17 protein-coding genes and 1 other RNA gene are annotated in these 16,222 nt (G+C 68.0%); 4 read left to right on the forward strand and 14 right to left on the reverse strand.

Features of this window, described 5'->3' with window-relative positions; genetic code table 11:
• Positions 1-49: 49 nt before the first annotated feature.
• Together M3195_RS05245 and M3195_RS05250 are read left to right on the forward strand one after the other, a co-directional pair.
• A complete protein-coding gene (locus tag M3195_RS05245; RefSeq protein WP_251585501.1) occupies positions 50-397 on the forward strand; it encodes a DUF7882 family protein in 348 nt (115 codons plus the stop codon).
• A gap of 10 nt (positions 398-407) precedes the next feature.
• The gene (locus M3195_RS05250; protein ID WP_251585502.1) at positions 408-1,271 is read left to right on the forward strand and encodes a transposase; all 864 of its coding nucleotides are present in this window, start codon (positions 408-410) and stop codon (positions 1,269-1,271) included.
• A gap of 88 nt (positions 1,272-1,359) precedes the next feature.
• On the opposite strand, the gene ssrA is transcribed toward M3195_RS05250, so the two are convergent.
• Positions 1,360-1,729, reverse strand: a transfer-messenger RNA (tmRNA) gene (gene ssrA, locus M3195_RS05255).
• Between the two features lie 141 nt (positions 1,730-1,870).
• On the opposite strand from ssrA, the gene M3195_RS05260 reads away from it, so the two are divergent.
• Positions 1,871-2,536: an SIMPL domain-containing protein gene (locus M3195_RS05260; RefSeq protein WP_251585503.1), complete on the forward strand. Its 666-nt coding sequence runs from the start codon at positions 1,871-1,873 to the stop codon at positions 2,534-2,536.
• Positions 2,537-2,561: 25 nt separating this feature from the next.
• Here the strand turns inward: M3195_RS05260 and hflX are convergent, their stop codons facing one another.
• Positions 2,562-4,073: a GTPase HflX gene (gene hflX, locus M3195_RS05265; RefSeq protein ID WP_251585504.1), complete on the reverse strand. Its 1,512-nt coding sequence runs from the start codon at positions 4,071-4,073 to the stop codon at positions 2,562-2,564.
• A 68-nt stretch (positions 4,074-4,141) separates the two neighbouring features.
• Here hflX and M3195_RS05270 point away from each other — a divergent pair, with 68 nt between their 5' ends.
• Entirely contained in the window at positions 4,142-4,795 is a 654-nt protein-coding gene (locus M3195_RS05270; protein ID WP_251585505.1) for a class I SAM-dependent methyltransferase, read from the forward strand.
• A gap of 24 nt (positions 4,796-4,819) precedes the next feature.
• On the opposite strand, the gene dapF is transcribed toward M3195_RS05270, so the two are convergent.
• The 12 genes from dapF to M3195_RS05330 all read right to left on the reverse strand — a co-directional run bounded on the left by dapF (position 4,820) and on the right by M3195_RS05330 (position 16,155).
• A complete protein-coding gene (dapF, locus tag M3195_RS05275; RefSeq protein ID WP_251585506.1) occupies positions 4,820-5,692 on the reverse strand; it encodes a diaminopimelate epimerase in 873 nt (290 codons plus the stop codon).
• A 22-nt stretch (positions 5,693-5,714) separates the two neighbouring features.
• Complete coding sequence (locus tag M3195_RS05280; protein WP_251585507.1) at positions 5,715-6,155, reverse strand: GNAT family acetyltransferase; 441 nt, start codon at positions 6,153-6,155, stop codon at positions 5,715-5,717.
• A 25-nt stretch (positions 6,156-6,180) separates the two neighbouring features.
• The gene (locus M3195_RS05285; protein WP_251585508.1) at positions 6,181-6,708 is read right to left on the reverse strand and encodes a dihydrofolate reductase family protein; all 528 of its coding nucleotides are present in this window, start codon (positions 6,706-6,708) and stop codon (positions 6,181-6,183) included.
• Between the two features lie 52 nt (positions 6,709-6,760).
• Positions 6,761-7,699 carry a tRNA (adenosine(37)-N6)-dimethylallyltransferase MiaA gene (gene miaA / locus M3195_RS05290; RefSeq protein WP_251585509.1) on the reverse strand — a complete coding sequence of 313 codons (939 nt, stop codon included), beginning with the start codon at positions 7,697-7,699 and terminating at the stop codon, positions 6,761-6,763.
• On the reverse strand, positions 7,696-9,243 hold the full coding sequence (gene miaB, locus M3195_RS05295; protein WP_251585510.1) for a tRNA (N6-isopentenyl adenosine(37)-C2)-methylthiotransferase MiaB: 1,548 nt from the start codon (positions 9,241-9,243) through the stop codon (positions 7,696-7,698). Before miaB ends, miaA begins: the two co-directional genes overlap by 4 nt.
• Before the next feature lie 144 nt (positions 9,244-9,387).
• Entirely contained in the window at positions 9,388-9,873 is a 486-nt protein-coding gene (locus tag M3195_RS17070; RefSeq protein WP_251585511.1) for a regulatory protein RecX, read from the reverse strand.
• A 504-nt stretch (positions 9,874-10,377) separates the two neighbouring features.
• Positions 10,378-11,424 (reverse strand): recombinase RecA, encoded by a 1,047-nt coding sequence (gene recA, locus M3195_RS05305; RefSeq protein WP_096715854.1) that lies wholly within the window; start codon positions 11,422-11,424, stop codon positions 10,378-10,380.
• A gap of 269 nt (positions 11,425-11,693) precedes the next feature.
• Positions 11,694-11,918: a DUF3046 domain-containing protein gene (locus M3195_RS05310; protein ID WP_251585512.1), complete on the reverse strand. Its 225-nt coding sequence runs from the start codon at positions 11,916-11,918 to the stop codon at positions 11,694-11,696.
• A gap of 21 nt (positions 11,919-11,939) precedes the next feature.
• Complete coding sequence (locus tag M3195_RS05315; protein WP_144877397.1) at positions 11,940-12,248, reverse strand: helix-turn-helix domain-containing protein; 309 nt, start codon at positions 12,246-12,248, stop codon at positions 11,940-11,942.
• Between the two features lie 141 nt (positions 12,249-12,389).
• Positions 12,390-12,869 (reverse strand): CinA family protein, encoded by a 480-nt coding sequence (locus M3195_RS05320; protein WP_251585513.1) that lies wholly within the window; start codon positions 12,867-12,869, stop codon positions 12,390-12,392.
• Complete coding sequence (gene pgsA, locus M3195_RS05325) at positions 12,866-13,441, reverse strand: CDP-diacylglycerol--glycerol-3-phosphate 3-phosphatidyltransferase (RefSeq protein WP_251585514.1); 576 nt, start codon at positions 13,439-13,441, stop codon at positions 12,866-12,868. The genes M3195_RS05320 and pgsA overlap by 4 nt, the downstream gene beginning before the upstream one ends.
• A complete protein-coding gene (locus M3195_RS05330; protein ID WP_251585515.1) occupies positions 13,441-16,155 on the reverse strand; it encodes a DNA translocase FtsK in 2,715 nt (904 codons plus the stop codon). The genes pgsA and M3195_RS05330 overlap by 1 nt, the downstream gene beginning before the upstream one ends.
• Between the last annotated feature and the right edge of the window lie 67 nt (positions 16,156-16,222).

Raw genomic sequence — 16,222 nt, forward strand, 5'->3', positions numbered from 1 at the left:
CGCGCCTAGTGACACGGGCTCCCGTGGTGACCGAGCAGAAGGAGCGGCGATGGGCAAGTTCGTCTACGAAGGCGGACCGAAGGTCGAGATCGAGGACCGCGCCCTCACGCACATCCAGCTGGTCATGACCGCGAAGCTCCGCCGAGGCGAGCCTTTCCCCTTCTCGTGGCGCGAGGACTCCAGCGTCGGCGGGGGCCGGACGACGGTCTGGATCCACTCCGGGAGCTCGATCGTCTTCAAGTACTTCGGCAGCCGCTCCCCTTCTGTCAACCGTGCCTGGATCGAAGCGCTCGCCTACACGGCGAACACTCCGACAGGGATGTATCTCGTGCCCGAGCCCGCGGAGACCGCGGCGATCGACAAGGTCGGTGAGTCCGCGGCGGGCGTCGCGGTGTAACCTCGCTCGCATGAGCGCGGCACCCTCCCTCTCCGAGATCGCGGCCGAGCTCTACACTCAGCCACTCGGCGAGTTCATCGCAGCCCGCAACGCGCGAGCCGCCGATGCGTCCGACAAGGCGATGGCCGCCGGCATCCGCGCCCTGTGCAAGCCGTCGGTCGCTGCGTGGGTGGTCAACGTCTTCGCCCGCGAGCGCGCCTCTCAGCTCGGTGAAGCGCTTCAGCTCGCGGCGGAGTTGCGCGAGGCACAGGAGGATCTCGACGCGAAAGCGCTCGCGCAGCTGGGACGCGACCGTCGAGCACTGACCGCGCGGCTCGCGGCAGCCGCTGCGGACCTCGCGGAGTCAAGGGGAGAGCGGATCACGGCGTCGACGCGGGATGCCGTGCAGCAGACGATCTCCGCGGCGTTCTTCGACCCGGATGCTGCCGCCGCCGTGGCCTCGGGCCGGCTGGTGCGGGAGCTCGAGCCCACCGGAACCTTCGCCGACGCGATGGACTCGATCGTCGGTGGGGGCACTCCCTCCGCACCGACCGAACCGCCGGCGCCGCCCGATGAGCTGAAAGCCCGCCGCGCTCGGCGTGACGCGGAGCGCGCCCTGCGCGAGGCCGAACAGACACGCGATCGCGCTGCGCGAGATGCCGCCAAGGCCGAACGCGTCGCGAAGGACGCCGCGAGCCGTGCCGGGGAACTCACTTCGCGAGTGGCCGAGCTTGAGAAGGAACTCGACAGCGCCCGCAGGGAAGCGAAGCGCGCTGAGACCGATGCAGCGGACGCGCGCGAACGCCGCGCAGAGGCGTCGCGGGCTGCCGACGAGACCGAGGATGCCGTGACAGCGGCGCGCAGCGCTCTCGAGAAGCTCGAACGCGCCCGCTGACCCCTCCTCCACCGTTGCGCACCGCCCCGACACGACGAAGCCCCGCCTCCGCGACTGCGGTGACGGGGCTTCGTCTGTGACAGCGACCTGGTGGAGCTGGGGGGAATCGAACCCCCGTCCAACGCTGAGTCTCCACGCCTTCTCCGGGCGCAGTCTGTGGAAGCGTTCTGCTCGGCTCCGACCTTTGTCACAGACACCCAAGTCGACGAGCCCAGCCTGGGAAGAGTCCCACGTGACGTCCAGACGCCGTCACGCAGCAAGATTCCTAGATGACGCCAGAATCCATGCCGGAATCACACATGGTCTGACGGACTATCGGGCTCGCTTAGGCAGCGAGGGCGAAGTCGTTGCGCTTGGTTTCGGCAACTATTGTTTTGCAGAGAGCGTTTCCGAGATAACTCTGCATCCTCGGCCCGCTTCTCGTGGATTCACAGGCGCTGTCGAAACCGATCAGCCCCGTGGTCCTTCTCTCGAAGGAGCCGCTGTCACTCTGTGGATTTTTCATCTCGGGAAGCGAAGTCCCCGAGCATCACAGACTACAACGTCGGAGCGGTCTCTGCCATTCCGCCCCCTCCGACCGCTGGCGTAGAGTCGCCGTCATGAGCGAAGTCACCATCACCGTCCGCGGAGAACACGAGACGCGCATCGCACCTGAACGAGCGACCATCCAGGTCAGCGTGCGCGCGGACGGCCCGGATCGCGTAGTCGTCGTCGACCGCGTGATGCGCCTGACCGAGCCGGTGCGCGACTCGATCACGAGCAGGGCGGATGCCGGAGCGGTGGTCGACTGGACGAGCAAGCGACTCTCCGTGCGGGCCGAGCGCCCCTGGAACACAGAGGGCAAGCGCCTCGCGCCCGTGTACTACGCGAGCATCGACCTCACCGCCACGTTCACAGACGCGTCGGACCTGTCGGAATGGGTCTCCGAGGTCTCGCTCTCAGACGGTGTCGAGCTCGGCTGGGTGGACTGGCATCTCACTCCCGCGACTCGCACGGAGAGCGAGCGCATCGTGGCCGCCGAGGCCGTGAGCGTCGCGGTGATGCGGGCCGAGGCGTACGCCGGAGCGCTGGGCCTGGCCGAGGTCACGCCGCGCGAGATCGCCGACGTCGGCCTGATGTCGAGTGGGCAGCCGTCGCCGGGCGCACCGATGATGATGAAGGCGGCCCGAGGGGCCGCCTTCGCCGCGGAGGCGCCCGCAATGGAGTACGAGCCCGAAGACATCGTCATCTCGGCGACGGTCGAGGCGCGCTTCCTGGCACGCTGAACCTCCGCCCGGTGGGACCGTCGCGTCACGCGTCCGTCGCGAACGGCTCCAGATCGGCGGCGAGGCGCTCCGACACCCGCGCGTGCACGAGGGTTCCGTCCTCCCGATGGTCGACCGAGAACAGCATTCCCGTCTCGTGGATCGCCGCGACGAGATCGCCACGGTCGTACGGGACGACCGCGTGCACCTCGACCGCGGGCTTCGGCAGAGCCTCCTCGATCGCCGCGCGCAGCTCATCGATCCCTTCGCCCGACCGCGACGACACGAAGTGCGCCTTCGGCTCGAGTCCCCGCAGCACCAGGCGCTCGTCGGGCGCGATGAGGTCGGCCTTGTTGAAGACGACCAGCTCAGGCAGGTCTCTGACTCCGACGTCGCCCATCACGTCGCGCACGGTCTGCAGCTGGCCGGCCGGATCGGGGTGCGAACCGTCGACCACGTGCAGCACGACGTCGGCGTCACCCACCTCCTCCAGCGTCGACCGGAAGGCCTCGACCAGCTGATGCGGCAGGTTTCGCACGAACCCCACGGTGTCGGTCAGCGTGTACACGCGGCCGTCGGAGGTCTCGGACCGGCGCACGGTCGCGTCGAGGGTCGCGAACAAGGCGTTCTCGACGAGCACGCCCGCGCTCGTGAGCGCGTTCAGGAGGCTCGACTTGCCGGCGTTCGTGTATCCGGCGATCGCCACGGACGGGATCGTGTTGCGCTTGCGCTCGGCGCGCTTCGCCTCGCGAGCAGGGCCGAAATCGCGGATCTGCCGGCGCAGCAGAGCCATCTTCGTGCGGATGCGGCGACGATCGAGCTCGATCTTCGTCTCACCCGGACCGCGGGATCCCATACCGGCACCTCCGGCGCCGACCTGGCCACCCGCCTGACGGCTCATGGACTCACCCCACCCACGAAGACGCGGCAGCAGGTACTCGAGCTGGGCGAGCTCGACCTGAGCCTTGCCCTCGCGGCTCTTCGCGTGCTGGCTGAAGATGTCGAGGATGACGGTCGTGCGGTCGATCACCTTGACCTTCACCACGTCCTCGAGCGCGCGACGCTGGCTCGGCGCGAGTTCCGTGTCGGCGATGACGGTGTCGGCCCCGACGGCCGCGACGATGTCTTTGAGCTCCTGTGCCTTGCCACGCCCGAGGTAGGTGGCGGCGTCGGGATGCGGGCGACGCTGCAGCACACCGTCGAGCACGACGGCACCGGCCGTCTCTGCGAGCGCCGCGAGTTCGCGCAGCGAGTTCTCGGCATCCTCCTGCGCACCCTGCGGATACACGCCGGCGAGCACGACGTTCTCGAGTCGGAGCTGCCGGTACTCGACCTCGGTGACGTCCTCGAGTTCCGTGGAGAGCCCCGCGACGCGGCGAAGCGCGTGGCGATCCTCGAGATCCCACTGATCGCCGTCCGACGTCGCGTGTGCGGCCGTCTCCCGGTCCTGCAGCGCCTGTGCTGCTCCGAAGACTCGCGGCTCAGTGCGCCGCTCGGCGTTCGCGAGCACGCGGTCGAGCGCGTCGTCGCCGGTCGAGTGTGTCGTGGTATCCGTCATCCGTCCCTGTTCTCTGGGTTTGGTTGCGAGCCTTAACCTTAGCCCGCGCTGTCCGCTACGCTCACGGTATGGGGTCCGACCATTACTTCACTGCGGCCCCGGCGAGTCCCGAGAACCTGCGCACGATCCGTGTATCGCTCGCAGGCCGCGAGCTGGACGTCACCACAGCGGGTGGCGTCTTCAGCCCGGATCGGCTGGACGCCGGAACTGCGGTCCTGCTCGCCAACATGCCTCCGGTGCCGCCGGGAGGTCACCTTCTCGACCTCGGCAGCGGTTGGGGTCCGATCTCCCTGTCGATGGCGCTCGCTTCGCCTCACGCGACCGTCTGGGCGGTCGACGTCAATGAGCGTGGCCTCGACCTGGTCCGCCGCAATGCGGCGGCGTTAGGCCTCACCAATGTCAACGCCCGTCGCCCCGAAGATGTTCCCGGCGACGTGATGTTCCGCTCGATCCGGTCGAACCCGCCGATCCGCGTGGGGAAGAACGAGCTGCACGGGCTGCTGGAGAAGTGGATCCCGCGCCTCGACGAGCGCAGCGATGCCTGGCTCGTCGTGCAGCGCAACCTGGGCGCGGATTCGCTGCAGCGCTGGATCGGGGCCACCTTCCACCCGGGGTTCAGTGTGTACCGCACCGCCACGGCCAAGGGTTACCGAGTGCTCAAGGTGCGTAAGCACGGGACTCCGCCCACAGAGCCCATCGCCCTACCCCTCGCCGAGGACTGATCCGCCCACGACGCATGCAGCGGGTCAAACCAGCTCGACCTCTCCGCTGAACACGAGCTGCGCTGGTCCGGACAGACCGACGTGTTCGCCGTCTTCGGCGGGGAACATCCGCACGCCAAGGACGCCTCCGGGGACCTCGACGCGCCAATGATCCGGGGCCTGCGGGCCCGCCCAGTGCCGGACCGCCAGCGCGGTCGCCGCGACCCCCGTGCCGCAGCTCAGCGTCTCGCCGACACCGCGCTCCGACACGCGCATGCGCACGTGCCCCACCCCGTCGCGCACGAGCGGCTCGGCGGGGACGACGAACTCGACGTTCGCACCGTGCGGCGGCGCGGGGTCGAGTTCGGGGGCGCGGTGGAGTTCGAGGGAGGCAAGCTCGGCGTCTTCCGCCAGAGCGACGACGACGTGAGGGTTGCCGACGTCGATGCCGAGTCCCGGACGCGTGACGGCGAGGCCGTCGGACTTCACGAGGGGGTCATCACCGGAGAGCCGCCACGCGCCCAGGTCGACCTGGTATCCGGTGTCGCTGCGGGTGATGTCTCGGACTCCCGCGCGGGTGCCGATCGGAAGGGTCGATCCGGGCTCGAGCGCCGCGAGGCCGGAGCGCAGGAGATAGTGGGCGAAGACGCGGATGCCGTTCCCGCACATCTCCGCGAGGGAGCCGTCTGCGTTACGGTAGTCCATGAACCACTCGGCGGCTGGCTCCTCGTCGAGAGACGCGCGCCCCTCCGGGATCGATGCGGAGCGCACGACTCGAAGGATGCCGTCCGCGCCGATGCCGAAGTGACGGTCGCAGAGCGCGGCGACCTGCTCAGCACTCAGGTCGAGCGTGCCGTCGGGGTCGGCGATGATGACGAAGTCGTTGCCCGTGCCGTGCCCCTTGGTGAATGCGACCATGCCACCAGTCTAGGGAGCGCGCCTATGCGTCGACGATCAGTCGTTTGCCGGTGTTGCTCACCGAGAACCGTTCGTATCCGAGGCTGTCGTAGAAGGCCAGCACCGGCTCGTTGCCCTCGCGGACCATGAGCTGGATCTTCGGGCACCCCATGGCGAGGAGCAGCCGCTCGGCCTCCGCGACGATGGCGCGGGCGACCCCGCGTTTGCGGTGGCTCAGCGCCGTCGCGAGGTAGTACAGCCATCCGCGGTGCCCGTCGTATCCCGCCATCACGGTTCCGACGATGCGCGGATCGGTGCCATCGGTGTCATCGAGGGCCACGAGGAAGAGCTCGGGCTGCACCTGGAGCTTCCGTTGGATGTCTCGGCGGGGGTCGTTCCATGGCCGGGTGAGGCCGGCCTCCTCCCAGAGAGCGACCACCGCTTCGGTGTCTCGTGGGTCGAACGCGCGGATTCTCCAGGCCATGCCTCGAGTCTAGGATCGTGCGATCTCAGTCCTTGACGACGCGATAGCGTCCGCAGAGGAACGCGCGGTTGCGGGCGACCTCCCGCAGCTCGAGGGTGAGCGCGCGGGGCAGCAGTGGAGCGCCGGAGCCGAGAGTCACCGGTGCGTACTGCACCCACACCTCGTCGAGAAGTCCGGCGTCGGCGAACTGCCCCGCGAGGTCTCCCCCGCCGACCACCCAGACGTCCTTCCCGCCGGCGGCCTCGACCATCTCCGCGTGCGCGACCGCGACGTCGCCCTGAGTGAAGCGGATGTCGCCCTGCTCGGGGCGGTCGAGGTCGCGGTGCGTGAACACCCACGTCGGCTGTGCATACCCCCACGTACCCTGCTCATGACGCATCACCCATTCGTACGTCGACGCACCCATCGCGATGGCGCCCATCCCCCGCTCGAACTCCTGGTACGCCATCGGGCCGTCCTGGTCGATGTCCTGCGAGAGCAGCCAGTCGAGGGAGTGGTCGTCGGTCGCGATGAAGCCGTCGACGCTCGACGCGGTGTAGAAGTGGGTGGTCATAGCGACAGGGTCGCATGGGCGTCGGACATTCGTCTTCCAAGACCCGGCACGGTCAGTCCGACACGATCGATCGCGCCTTGATGGGCGCATCGTGCCATTCGAGATCGGCGTACCGCTTGAACCACGAGACCTGTCGACGCGCATATCGACGCGTGAGCGCCTGTGTCTGCTCGATCGCCTCGCGTTCGGAGAGCTGGCCGTCGAGTTGCGCGAGGGCTTGGGCATACCCGATCGCTCGGCGAGCGGTGACACCGCGCTCCAGCCCGCGCGAGCGGAGGCCGGCGACCTCCTCGACGAGACCCGCTCGCCACATCCGCTCCACGCGCTCGTCGAGACGCTCGACCAGGTGCGACCTGTCGACGTGCAAGCCGACGATTCGGGTGTCGGGGTGCCAGAGCACAGGCTCGGACGGGAGTGCGGCCCCATGGGTCTCACTCCCCTGCTCGAGCACCTCGAGCGCTCGCATCACTCGTCGCGCGTTCCTGGCGTCGATGCGACCCGCCGTGGCAGGGTCGAGTCGCCGCAGCCGGGCGAGCAGCGCGTCGAGACCGCTGTCATCGAGTTCTCGTTGGAGTCGCTCGCGGACAGCGGTGTCGCGGGGCGGGAACGCGAAGTCGAAGACCACGCTCGAGACGTACAGACCGGATCCGCCGACGAGGATCGCGTCGCCTCCACGGGAGTGGATGTCAACCGCCGCGGCGCGGGCGAGCGGCTGGTACCAGGCCACGGCCGCTTCCTCGTCGACATCGCGCACGTCGAGCAGGTGGTGCGGGATGCCGCGACGCTCGTCGACCGTCAGCTTCGCCGTGCCGATGTCCATGCCTCGATAGAGCTGCATGGCATCGGCGTTGATGATCTCCGCGTGATTGCCGCGCGCACGCAGAGTTTCGGCGAGGTCGAGGGCGAGATCGCTCTTACCCGTGCCGGTGGCGCCGACGATCACCCACAGCTTCGGCGCGCCTGACGCCGAGGCGAGACTGTCTGCGGTCACACGCCGACGCGAAGCGTGGGGAGGCCGAGCGACACCGCTCGCGTCCCGCCGGTCGAGGCCGGAGCGGGCACCGCGCAGGATTCCGCCTGGGCTCGATCCCACGCGTCGCCACCGCGGGTGCGACGGATGCGCAGGGGCGCGCCGGTCGGATCGTCGGCGAGCAGGTGGAACGGCGCGGCATGGCTGATGGTCACGGTCACGACGTCGCCGGGACGCGGCAGATCGGAGCCGGGCGCGACCTCGAAGTGAACGAGGCGGTTGTCCTGCCCTCGTCCGGTGAGGCGGTGCGTCTCGGCATCCTTCTTGCCCTCGCCCGTCGAGACCAGCACCTCGACCTCGCGCCCGACCTGCTTCTGATTCTCCTCGAGGGAGATGCGCTCCTGCAGGGCGATCAGGCGGTTGTAGCGCTCCTGCACGACGGCCTTCGGCACCTGATCCGCCATCGTGGCCGCCGGAGTGCCCTCCCGTATGGAGTACTGGAAGGTGAAGGCGCTGGCGAAACGCGACTGCTCGACGACCCGCATGGTGTCTTCGAAGTCCTCGTCGGTTTCGCCGGGGAATCCGACGATGATGTCGGTCGTGATCGCGGCGTGCGGGATCCGGTCGCGAACGCGCTCGAGGATGCCGAGGAACTTCTCGCTCCGGTAGGAACGGCGCATGGCCTTGAGGATGCGGTCGCTCCCGGACTGCAGCGGCATGTGCAGCTGAGGCATCACGTTCGGAGTCTCGGCCATGGCATCGATCACGTCGTCGGTGAAGGCCGCGGGGTGGGGGCTCGTGAAGCGCACGCGCTCGAGTCCCTCGATCTCCCCGGTCGCACGGAGGAGCTTGCCGAAGGCCTGTCGATCACCGAATTCGACACCGTAGGAGTTCACGTTCTGTCCGAGCAGCGTGACCTCGATCGCGCCGTCCTCGACGAGTAGCCGGATCTCGTTCAGAATGTCGCCGGGTCGGCGATCCTTCTCCTTGCCCCGCAGGCTCGGCACGATGCAGAACGTGCAGGTGTTGTTGCAGCCGACGGAGATCGAGACCCATCCGCTGTGTGCGGAGTCGCGCTTGGTCGGGAGCGTCGACGGGAAGATCTCGAGCGACTCGAGGATCTCCAGCTCCGCCTCTCCGTTGTGACGCGCGCGCTCCAGCAGTCCGGGGAGCGAGCCCATGTTGTGGGTGCCGAAGACGACGTCGACCCAAGGGGCTTTATCGAGCACTGCCTGCTTGTCCATCTGGGCGAGGCACCCGCCGACGGCGATCTGCATGCCGTCCTTGCGCCGCTTGACGGCGGCGAGCTGTCCGAGTGTGCCGTACAGCTTGCCCGCGGCATTGACGCGCACCGCGCACGTGTTGATGATCACGACGTCGGCTTCGTCGCCGGCCTCTGCCCGGACATAACCGGCGCTCTCGAGCGACCCGGAGAGACGCTCCGAGTCGTGCACGTTCATCTGACAGCCGAAGGTGCGCACCTCGTAGGAGCGCTGTCTGCCGTCGTGGTCGATCGCCGCCGACGACGAGGAGATGATCGTCGGCTCGCTGCGCGGGATAGTCATGATGAACCCATTCTACGAGCGTGTTGAGAGGACGCCCGCGGCCCTCGATGGAACAGAGGTGGAGGGCGACAAGCCGATCGTCGTCGACACAACCCGCTCGTCGTCGACATAACCGCCCGTGGTCGAGTCAGTCCGATCGTCGAGTCAGTCCGAGTCGACGAACCGCACTCCGCTCGACCCGCGACCGGACGCTTCCGCCAGTGCTGTCTTCGCCGCGTTCATCGCAACCCCGCCGTTGTAGCCACGCCGCGCGAGCTGCCCGACGAGACGGCGGAGCGCCGTGTCGGGATCGAGCCTGGCGAGAGACCTCGCCTTGGTCCGCGCGAACTCTAGGGCGCGCTCCGCGTCGTCATCTGGCAGCTCTTCAAGAGCGGCGTCGATGATCTCGAGAGGAATGCCGCGCTGAGCGAGCGCGCGGGTGAGTGCCACGCGACCCTGTCCCTTCCGCTCAACTCCCCCTGCGACGAGTTGCTCGGCGAGAAGCGCATCGTCCAGGTAGCCCCGTCGCTCGAACTCCGAGATGACATCGTCGATCTCATGCGCGCCAAGACGTCGTCCGTTGCTCTCATAGCCGCGCAGCACAAGACGTGCCTCGGACACCGACAGCGATCGTGAGCGGAGCTTGCGCACGAGGAGCTCCTCCGCAGCTGCACGCGTCTCCTCATCACTCTGCGGAGACCTCGCACCCGCTCGGTCATCGTCGAGTGCGTCGCTCGACGAGCCTGGCACGGTATTGAGCGGACGTAGGCGAGGATTTCGCCGTGCCGCACCGCGAGCAGGATGGCGGTCGCTCGGAGAGCCGCTTGACTCCTCATCGCCGGTATGCGGGAGGTCGTCGCCGGCCCAGGTCGACCGCCAAAGTCCCGTGTCTCCTGTGCGCCGGGGCACGACGGCTTCCGCCGCGCGCCGATCATCATCGGACCCGTCGGCGTCCGTGGCGCCTCGATGCGGCGCGTTCTCAGCCACGCGGGGGCTCGGGTCGGCCGATGGAGCCGAACTGGAAGTGCCCCGCCGTCCGCCGAAAAGCGGGGTCACGGGAGCGAGCCGCTCGGGCTCGCCCCCGCGATCACTCATCGCACGCTCCGGTCACCGGAACACTCGTCCCTCGACCGTCGGTCTGCCTGCGCATGGCTCTTACGCGGGGCGGCGCTCGGCGAGCTCGTCACCGGGAGCCGCAGCAGCCGGTCCGCCGATCCCGAGCTTCTGCTTGATCTGTGTCTCGATCGTGAGAGCGATGTCGGGGTTCTTGATCAGGAACGTGCGGGCGTTCTCCTTGCCCTGTCCGAGCTGATCTCCGTCGTAGGTGTACCACGAGCCCGACTTCTTCACGATGCCGTGGTCGACGCCGAAATCAATGAGGCTGCCCTCGCGGGAGATGCCGACGCCGTAGAGGATGTCGAACTCCGCCTGCTTGAACGGAGGAGCCATCTTGTTCTTGACGACCTTGACCCTGGTGCGGTTTCCGACAGCGTCGGTGCCGTCCTTGAGGGTCTCGATGCGACGGATGTCCATGCGCACCGACGCGTAGAACTTGAGCGCCTTTCCACCGGCCGTGGTCTCCGGCGATCCGAAGAACACACCGATCTTCTCGCGCAGCTGGTTGATGAAGATCATCGTCGTGTTGGTCTGGTTGAGACCACCGGTCAGCTTGCGGAGCGCCTGCGACATCAGGCGAGCCTGGAGGCCGACGTGCGAGTCTCCCATCTCACCCTCGATCTCGGCACGGGGCACGAGGGCTGCGACGGAGTCGATCACGATCAGGTCGATCGCGCCGGAGCGCACGAGCATGTCGGCGATCTCGAGCGCCTGCTCACCCGTGTCGGGCTGCGAGACGAGAAGCGCATCGATGTCGACGCCGAGCTTGGCGGCGTAGTCGGGGTCGAGCGCGTGCTCCGCGTCGATGAACGCCGCGATGCCGCCGGAGCGCTGGGCGTTGGCGATCGCGTGCAGGGTGAGCGTGGTCTTACCCGAGGACTCGGGTCCGTAGATCTCCACGATGCGGCCACGCGGGAGTCCGCCGACGCCGAGAGCGACGTCGAGAGCGATCGATCCGGTCGGGATCACGGCGACGGGTGCGCGCTCGTCGCTGCCCAGCCGCATGACCGAGCCCTTTCCGAACTGGCGGTCGATCTGGGCGAGTGCGGTCTCGAGGGACTTCTCGCGGTCTGCGGGTGATGGCATGACGTGCTCCTTATGCTCGCGTGGTGCCGCCTGTAGGCTGTCGCGGTCGTCCCGGGATCGGGACGAACTCTCCGACAAGGCGTATGGCTCTTCGGCCTGTTCTCACCGTACGAGGGGCCACCGACATTGCGTCGCGTGAGCCAGCGAACGGGGAGAACGCGTTCTCCGAACCACTTGTGCAGAACGTTACGCCGGTTTCGAACACATCTTCGACGACACGCCGAGGCCAGCCGGGCGAATCTCGAAGCGAGCCGCCACCGCCGCTGATCTCAGCGCTTGCGCGGCTCCAGCCGCCCCGCGCCGTGGCGGCGCTCCAGAGGCACATCCGTCTCGGCGCACAGCGCGAGCCAGATCTCGCGCGGAGGAACACCCGCGTCCAACGCGGCCTCGGCCGTGCGCCCGGACAGCTGCGTCAGCACGAGATCACTCACCAGCGACGACGAGCGTCCGCCGAATTCAGCCTCCACGGCGCGAAGGAACTCGCTGCGACGCATGAAGAGTCAAAAGACCCGGCGTCAGTGGAGCGAAAGCTCGGGCTCGACGGCTGCCACCAGGTCATCCGGAACGACGTCTGGGAACACCTGGATGCCCTCGAGAACCGAGATGCGGTCGCCGACCTCGCGCATGATCGTCGAGATCGGGACATCGAGCGCGTCCGCGACCGACGCGAGGATCTCACTCGATGCTTCCTTCTGACCGCGCTCGACCTCACTGAGATACCCGAGGGCGACGGATGCCTTGCTTGCGACCTGGCGGAGCGTCCGCCCCTTCTGAAGACGGAAGTCCCTCAGAACATCGCCGATTTCCTGCCGTACGAGAATCATCGGAACCTCCTCCCAGATCGCCTACTCGAGGTCTCCCCCGATGGAATCGTCAGTCTAGTCGTATCGACTGTCACAGAATCTACCCTTGCACGCTGTGCTTTCGGTGTGAGCACATTCATGACAACGGGCACGTCGGCCTCGCTATTCCCACGTCAGTCGATGGAGGAGCGACAGTACGGCGTTCGCCGAGCTGGCGCGGATCCTCGCGCGATCGCCGTCGAACCGGAACGACTCGCTCACCGAGCACTCCGGGGTGACGACCGCGACGTGCACAGTGCCGACGGGCTGTCCGTCGGGCGAGTTCGGCCCCGCGATGCCCGTCGTCGCGATCCCGACGTCGGCTGGTTGCCCGACGGCGACGGTGCGCCGCACCCCGTCGGCCATCTGCAGTGCCACGCGGGGGTGCACCGGTCCGTGCGCCGCCAGCAGCGCCTCGTCGACGCCCAGCAGCGAATGCTTGACCGGAGTCGCATAGGCCACGACGGCGCCCCAGAGCACTGCCGAGGCGCCGGGGACGCTCACGAGTTCCGCAGCGACGGCGCCGCCCGTCAAGGACTCAGCCACGCCCAGCGTCCATCCGCGTCGGGTGAGGGCATCGACGGCGTCGGAAGCTCTCGTCACACCGGCCGCCTGGACCCTCTGACCTGCGCCACGATGTAGTCGATCCCGCTCGCCACCGTGAGGATCAGGACGATGATCATCAGTACTGCCGTGACGACCACCCACGGCCAGAGACCGATCACCACGTGCAACGGGAGCAGTGCCCAGCCGAGCGCGACACCCTGCACAGCCGTCTTGAGCTTGCCCATCCACGCCGCTGCGACCACGTGCTCCTTCGCGACCATCAACCGGTGGATGGTGATTCCCCACTCGCGCACGAGGATCACGACGACGACCCACCAGTTGAGCTCGGCGAGGATCGCGAGACCGATGAACCCTGCTCCGGTCAGCAGCTTGTCGGCGATCGGATCCCACAGCTTGCCGAAGTCGCTGACGATGTCATAGCGCCGGGCGAGGTAGCCGTCGACCCAGTCGGTGGAGATGGCGAAGACGAAGAGCACCCCGGCGATCCAGCGCACGGTCAGATCGGCCAGGCCGTATGTGCCGCCCAGCAGAAGCAGCACGAAGAACACGATCGCGAGCGGGATGCGGGCGACCGTTATCGCGTTGGGCAGCTGCCGAGGAATCGTCATCAGTCGCGTCCTGTCAGGCCCCAGGCGTCTTCGTCACCCTCAGCCTCGACGACGGGCAGACCTTCGAACTGCGCCTCCACCGGGTCCCGCGGAGCAGAGGGGCCCGGTGCGGCGGCCGCTGCCGCGGGCGCCGCACCGGCGGGAGCCGGAACGTCTTCGCCGCGGAGCTTCGCCATGACCTGCGGAAGCTGCTCGGGCGTCGCGAGCACGTCACGTGCCTTGGATCCCTCGGACGGGCCGACGATCTCCCTTGACTCCAGCAGATCCATCAGGCGGCCCGCCTTCGCGAAGCCGACGCGCAGCTTGCGCTGCAGCATGGACGTCGAGCCGAACTGCGACGACACGATGAGCTCGGCCGCAGCGAGGAGGAGTTCGAGGTCGTCTCCGATGTCCTCGTCGACCTCCTTCTTCTTGCTCGGCTCCATGGCCTCCTGCACGTCCGGCCGATACTCGGGACGAGCCTGCCGCGTGACGTGCTTGACGACCGCGTCGATCTCCTTCTCGTCGACCCACGCGCCCTGCAGACGGAAGGGCTTGGACGACCCCATGGGCGAGAACAGAGCGTCACCCTGACCGATGAGCTTGTCGGCACCGGGGCTGTCGAGGATCACGCGGCTGTCTGTGACGCTGGTGACGGCGAAGGCGAGACGCGATGGGACGTTGGCCTTGATCAGACCCGTCACGACGTCGACGCTCGGGCGTTGCGTGGCGAGGACGAGGTGGATGCCGGACGCACGGGCGAGCTGCGTGATGCGGACGATCGAGTCCTCGACATCGCGCGGAGCGACCATCATGAGGTCGGCGAGCTCGTCGACGACCACCAGCAGATACGGGTACGGCTTGAGCACGCGCTCGCTGCCGACGGGCACCTCGACCTCGCCGGCCCGGACGGCCCTGTTGAAGTCGTCGATGTGGCGGAACCCGAACGACGCGAGGTCGTCGTACCGCATGTCCATCTCCTTCACGACCCACTGCAGCGCCTCGGCGGCCTTCTTCGGGTTCGTGATGATCGGCGTGATGAGGTGCGGAACGCCTGCGTAGCTGGTGAGTTCGACGCGCTTGGGGTCGATCAGCACCATCCGCACGTCCGAGGGACGCGCGCGCATGAGGAGGCTGGTGATCATCGAGTTCACGAAGCTCGACTTACCGGAGCCGGTCGAACCGGCGACGAGGAGGTGGGGCATCTTCGCGAGGTTGGCGACCACGAAGTTGCCGCCCACGTCCTTGCCGACACCGATCGTCAGCGGGTGCGTGCTCTTGTGCGCCGCCTGCGAACGGAGCACGTCCCCCAGCGCCACCGTCTCGCGGTCGGTGTTCGGGATCTCGATGCCGATCGCGCTCTTACCCGGAATCGGCGAGAGGATGCGCACGTCGTTGGATGCCACGGCGTACGCGAAGTTGTTGCTGAGCTGCAGGATCTTCTCGACCTTGACGCCGTGTCCGACCTCGACCTCGTACTGGGTGACCGTCGGACCGCGCGAGAAGCCCGTGACCTTCGCGTCCACGTTGAACTGCGAGAGCACGCTCGTGATCTGCTCGACGATACGATCGTTCGCCTCCGAGCGGGCGACCGAGGGCGGACCCTCCGCGAGGACTCCTGGGGACGGGAGGATGTACGGCGCGACCGGAGCCTGCGGGCCGCCGTCGCCCGGGCCGTCGGTGCCGAACCCGTCGAGCCCCGGGAGCTCGGGCATCTCGCCCGTATCCGACTCGTCGTCGAGGAGCGCCGTGGTCTGCTGCTCCGCGAGTGCGTCGGTCACCGGGCGCACATCGGACAAGACCTCGGTCGCCGCGTCGTACGGGTTGGCGACCGTGACGGCCTGGTCGTAGGCGGGAGTCGCCTCCTGGGTCCCGAGGAGCGCCGTGATGTCGTCGGAGCCGAGCGTCCCCTCGTCGGGATCCTCCTCGCGACCGGTCTTGTTGCGACGCCACCAGGGCAGCACGTCGGGGTCGTCGACCTTGTCCGCGTCGTCGATCGCCGCGGCATCCTTCGCCGGCTTCTCGGCGCGCTCGGCGTCGAACATCCAGGCGTAGAGGTCGCCGAGGCGCTGGCCGATGCGGTTCGGCGGCGTCTTCGTGAGGATCAGGATGCTGAGCGCCACGAGCAGCGACAGCACGAGGTACGCGGGGATGTCGGTCAGATAGGTGAGCGGCTGTCCGATCAGCCACCCGAGGAGTCCACCGGATTCGCTGAGCGCCGGCATCCCTTGGTTCGGATGCGGTCGCGGACCGGCCACGTGGAGAATGCCCGACAGCGCGAGCACGAACATCCCGAAGCCGATTCCGATGCGCCCGTTGTCGTGGACGGACGAGGGGTGACGGAAGAGCCAACCGGCCAGCAGCAGGAGCAGGACCGGCATGATGAACGCGACCCGCCCCACGAAGAGGCCGACGGAGTACGCGCTGATGTTCGCGGCGACCTCGCTGCCGATGAAGAACCACTCGTTCACCGCGCCGGCGATCGCCAGCAGCACCAGGAGGAACGGGAAGCCGTCGCGACGGTCGTCCTTCTCGAGCGTCTCCGGCCCGAAGGCACGGAAGAGGCCACCTACGCCGTGTGCGAGACCGCCCCACGCGCGCACCATCACGGGAGGCTTGTCGAGGTCGTCGATGTACTTCTTCGGCGCAGCCTGAGCCTTCGGAGCGGCCTGGCGCTTCGGGCGCGACGACGCGCCGCTCGAAGCGCGCTCAGTCTTGGTGGTACTCCTGGCCATGCTTCCACGGTACGGCCAACCTCCGACGATGCCGCGTAATGACGCGGCACTCACGGCATCCGCCACT

Origin of the sequence: Microbacterium hydrocarbonoxydans (assembly GCF_023715885.1) — a bacterium.
Classification (GTDB): Bacteria; Actinomycetota; Actinomycetes; order Actinomycetales; family Microbacteriaceae; genus Microbacterium; species Microbacterium hydrocarbonoxydans_C.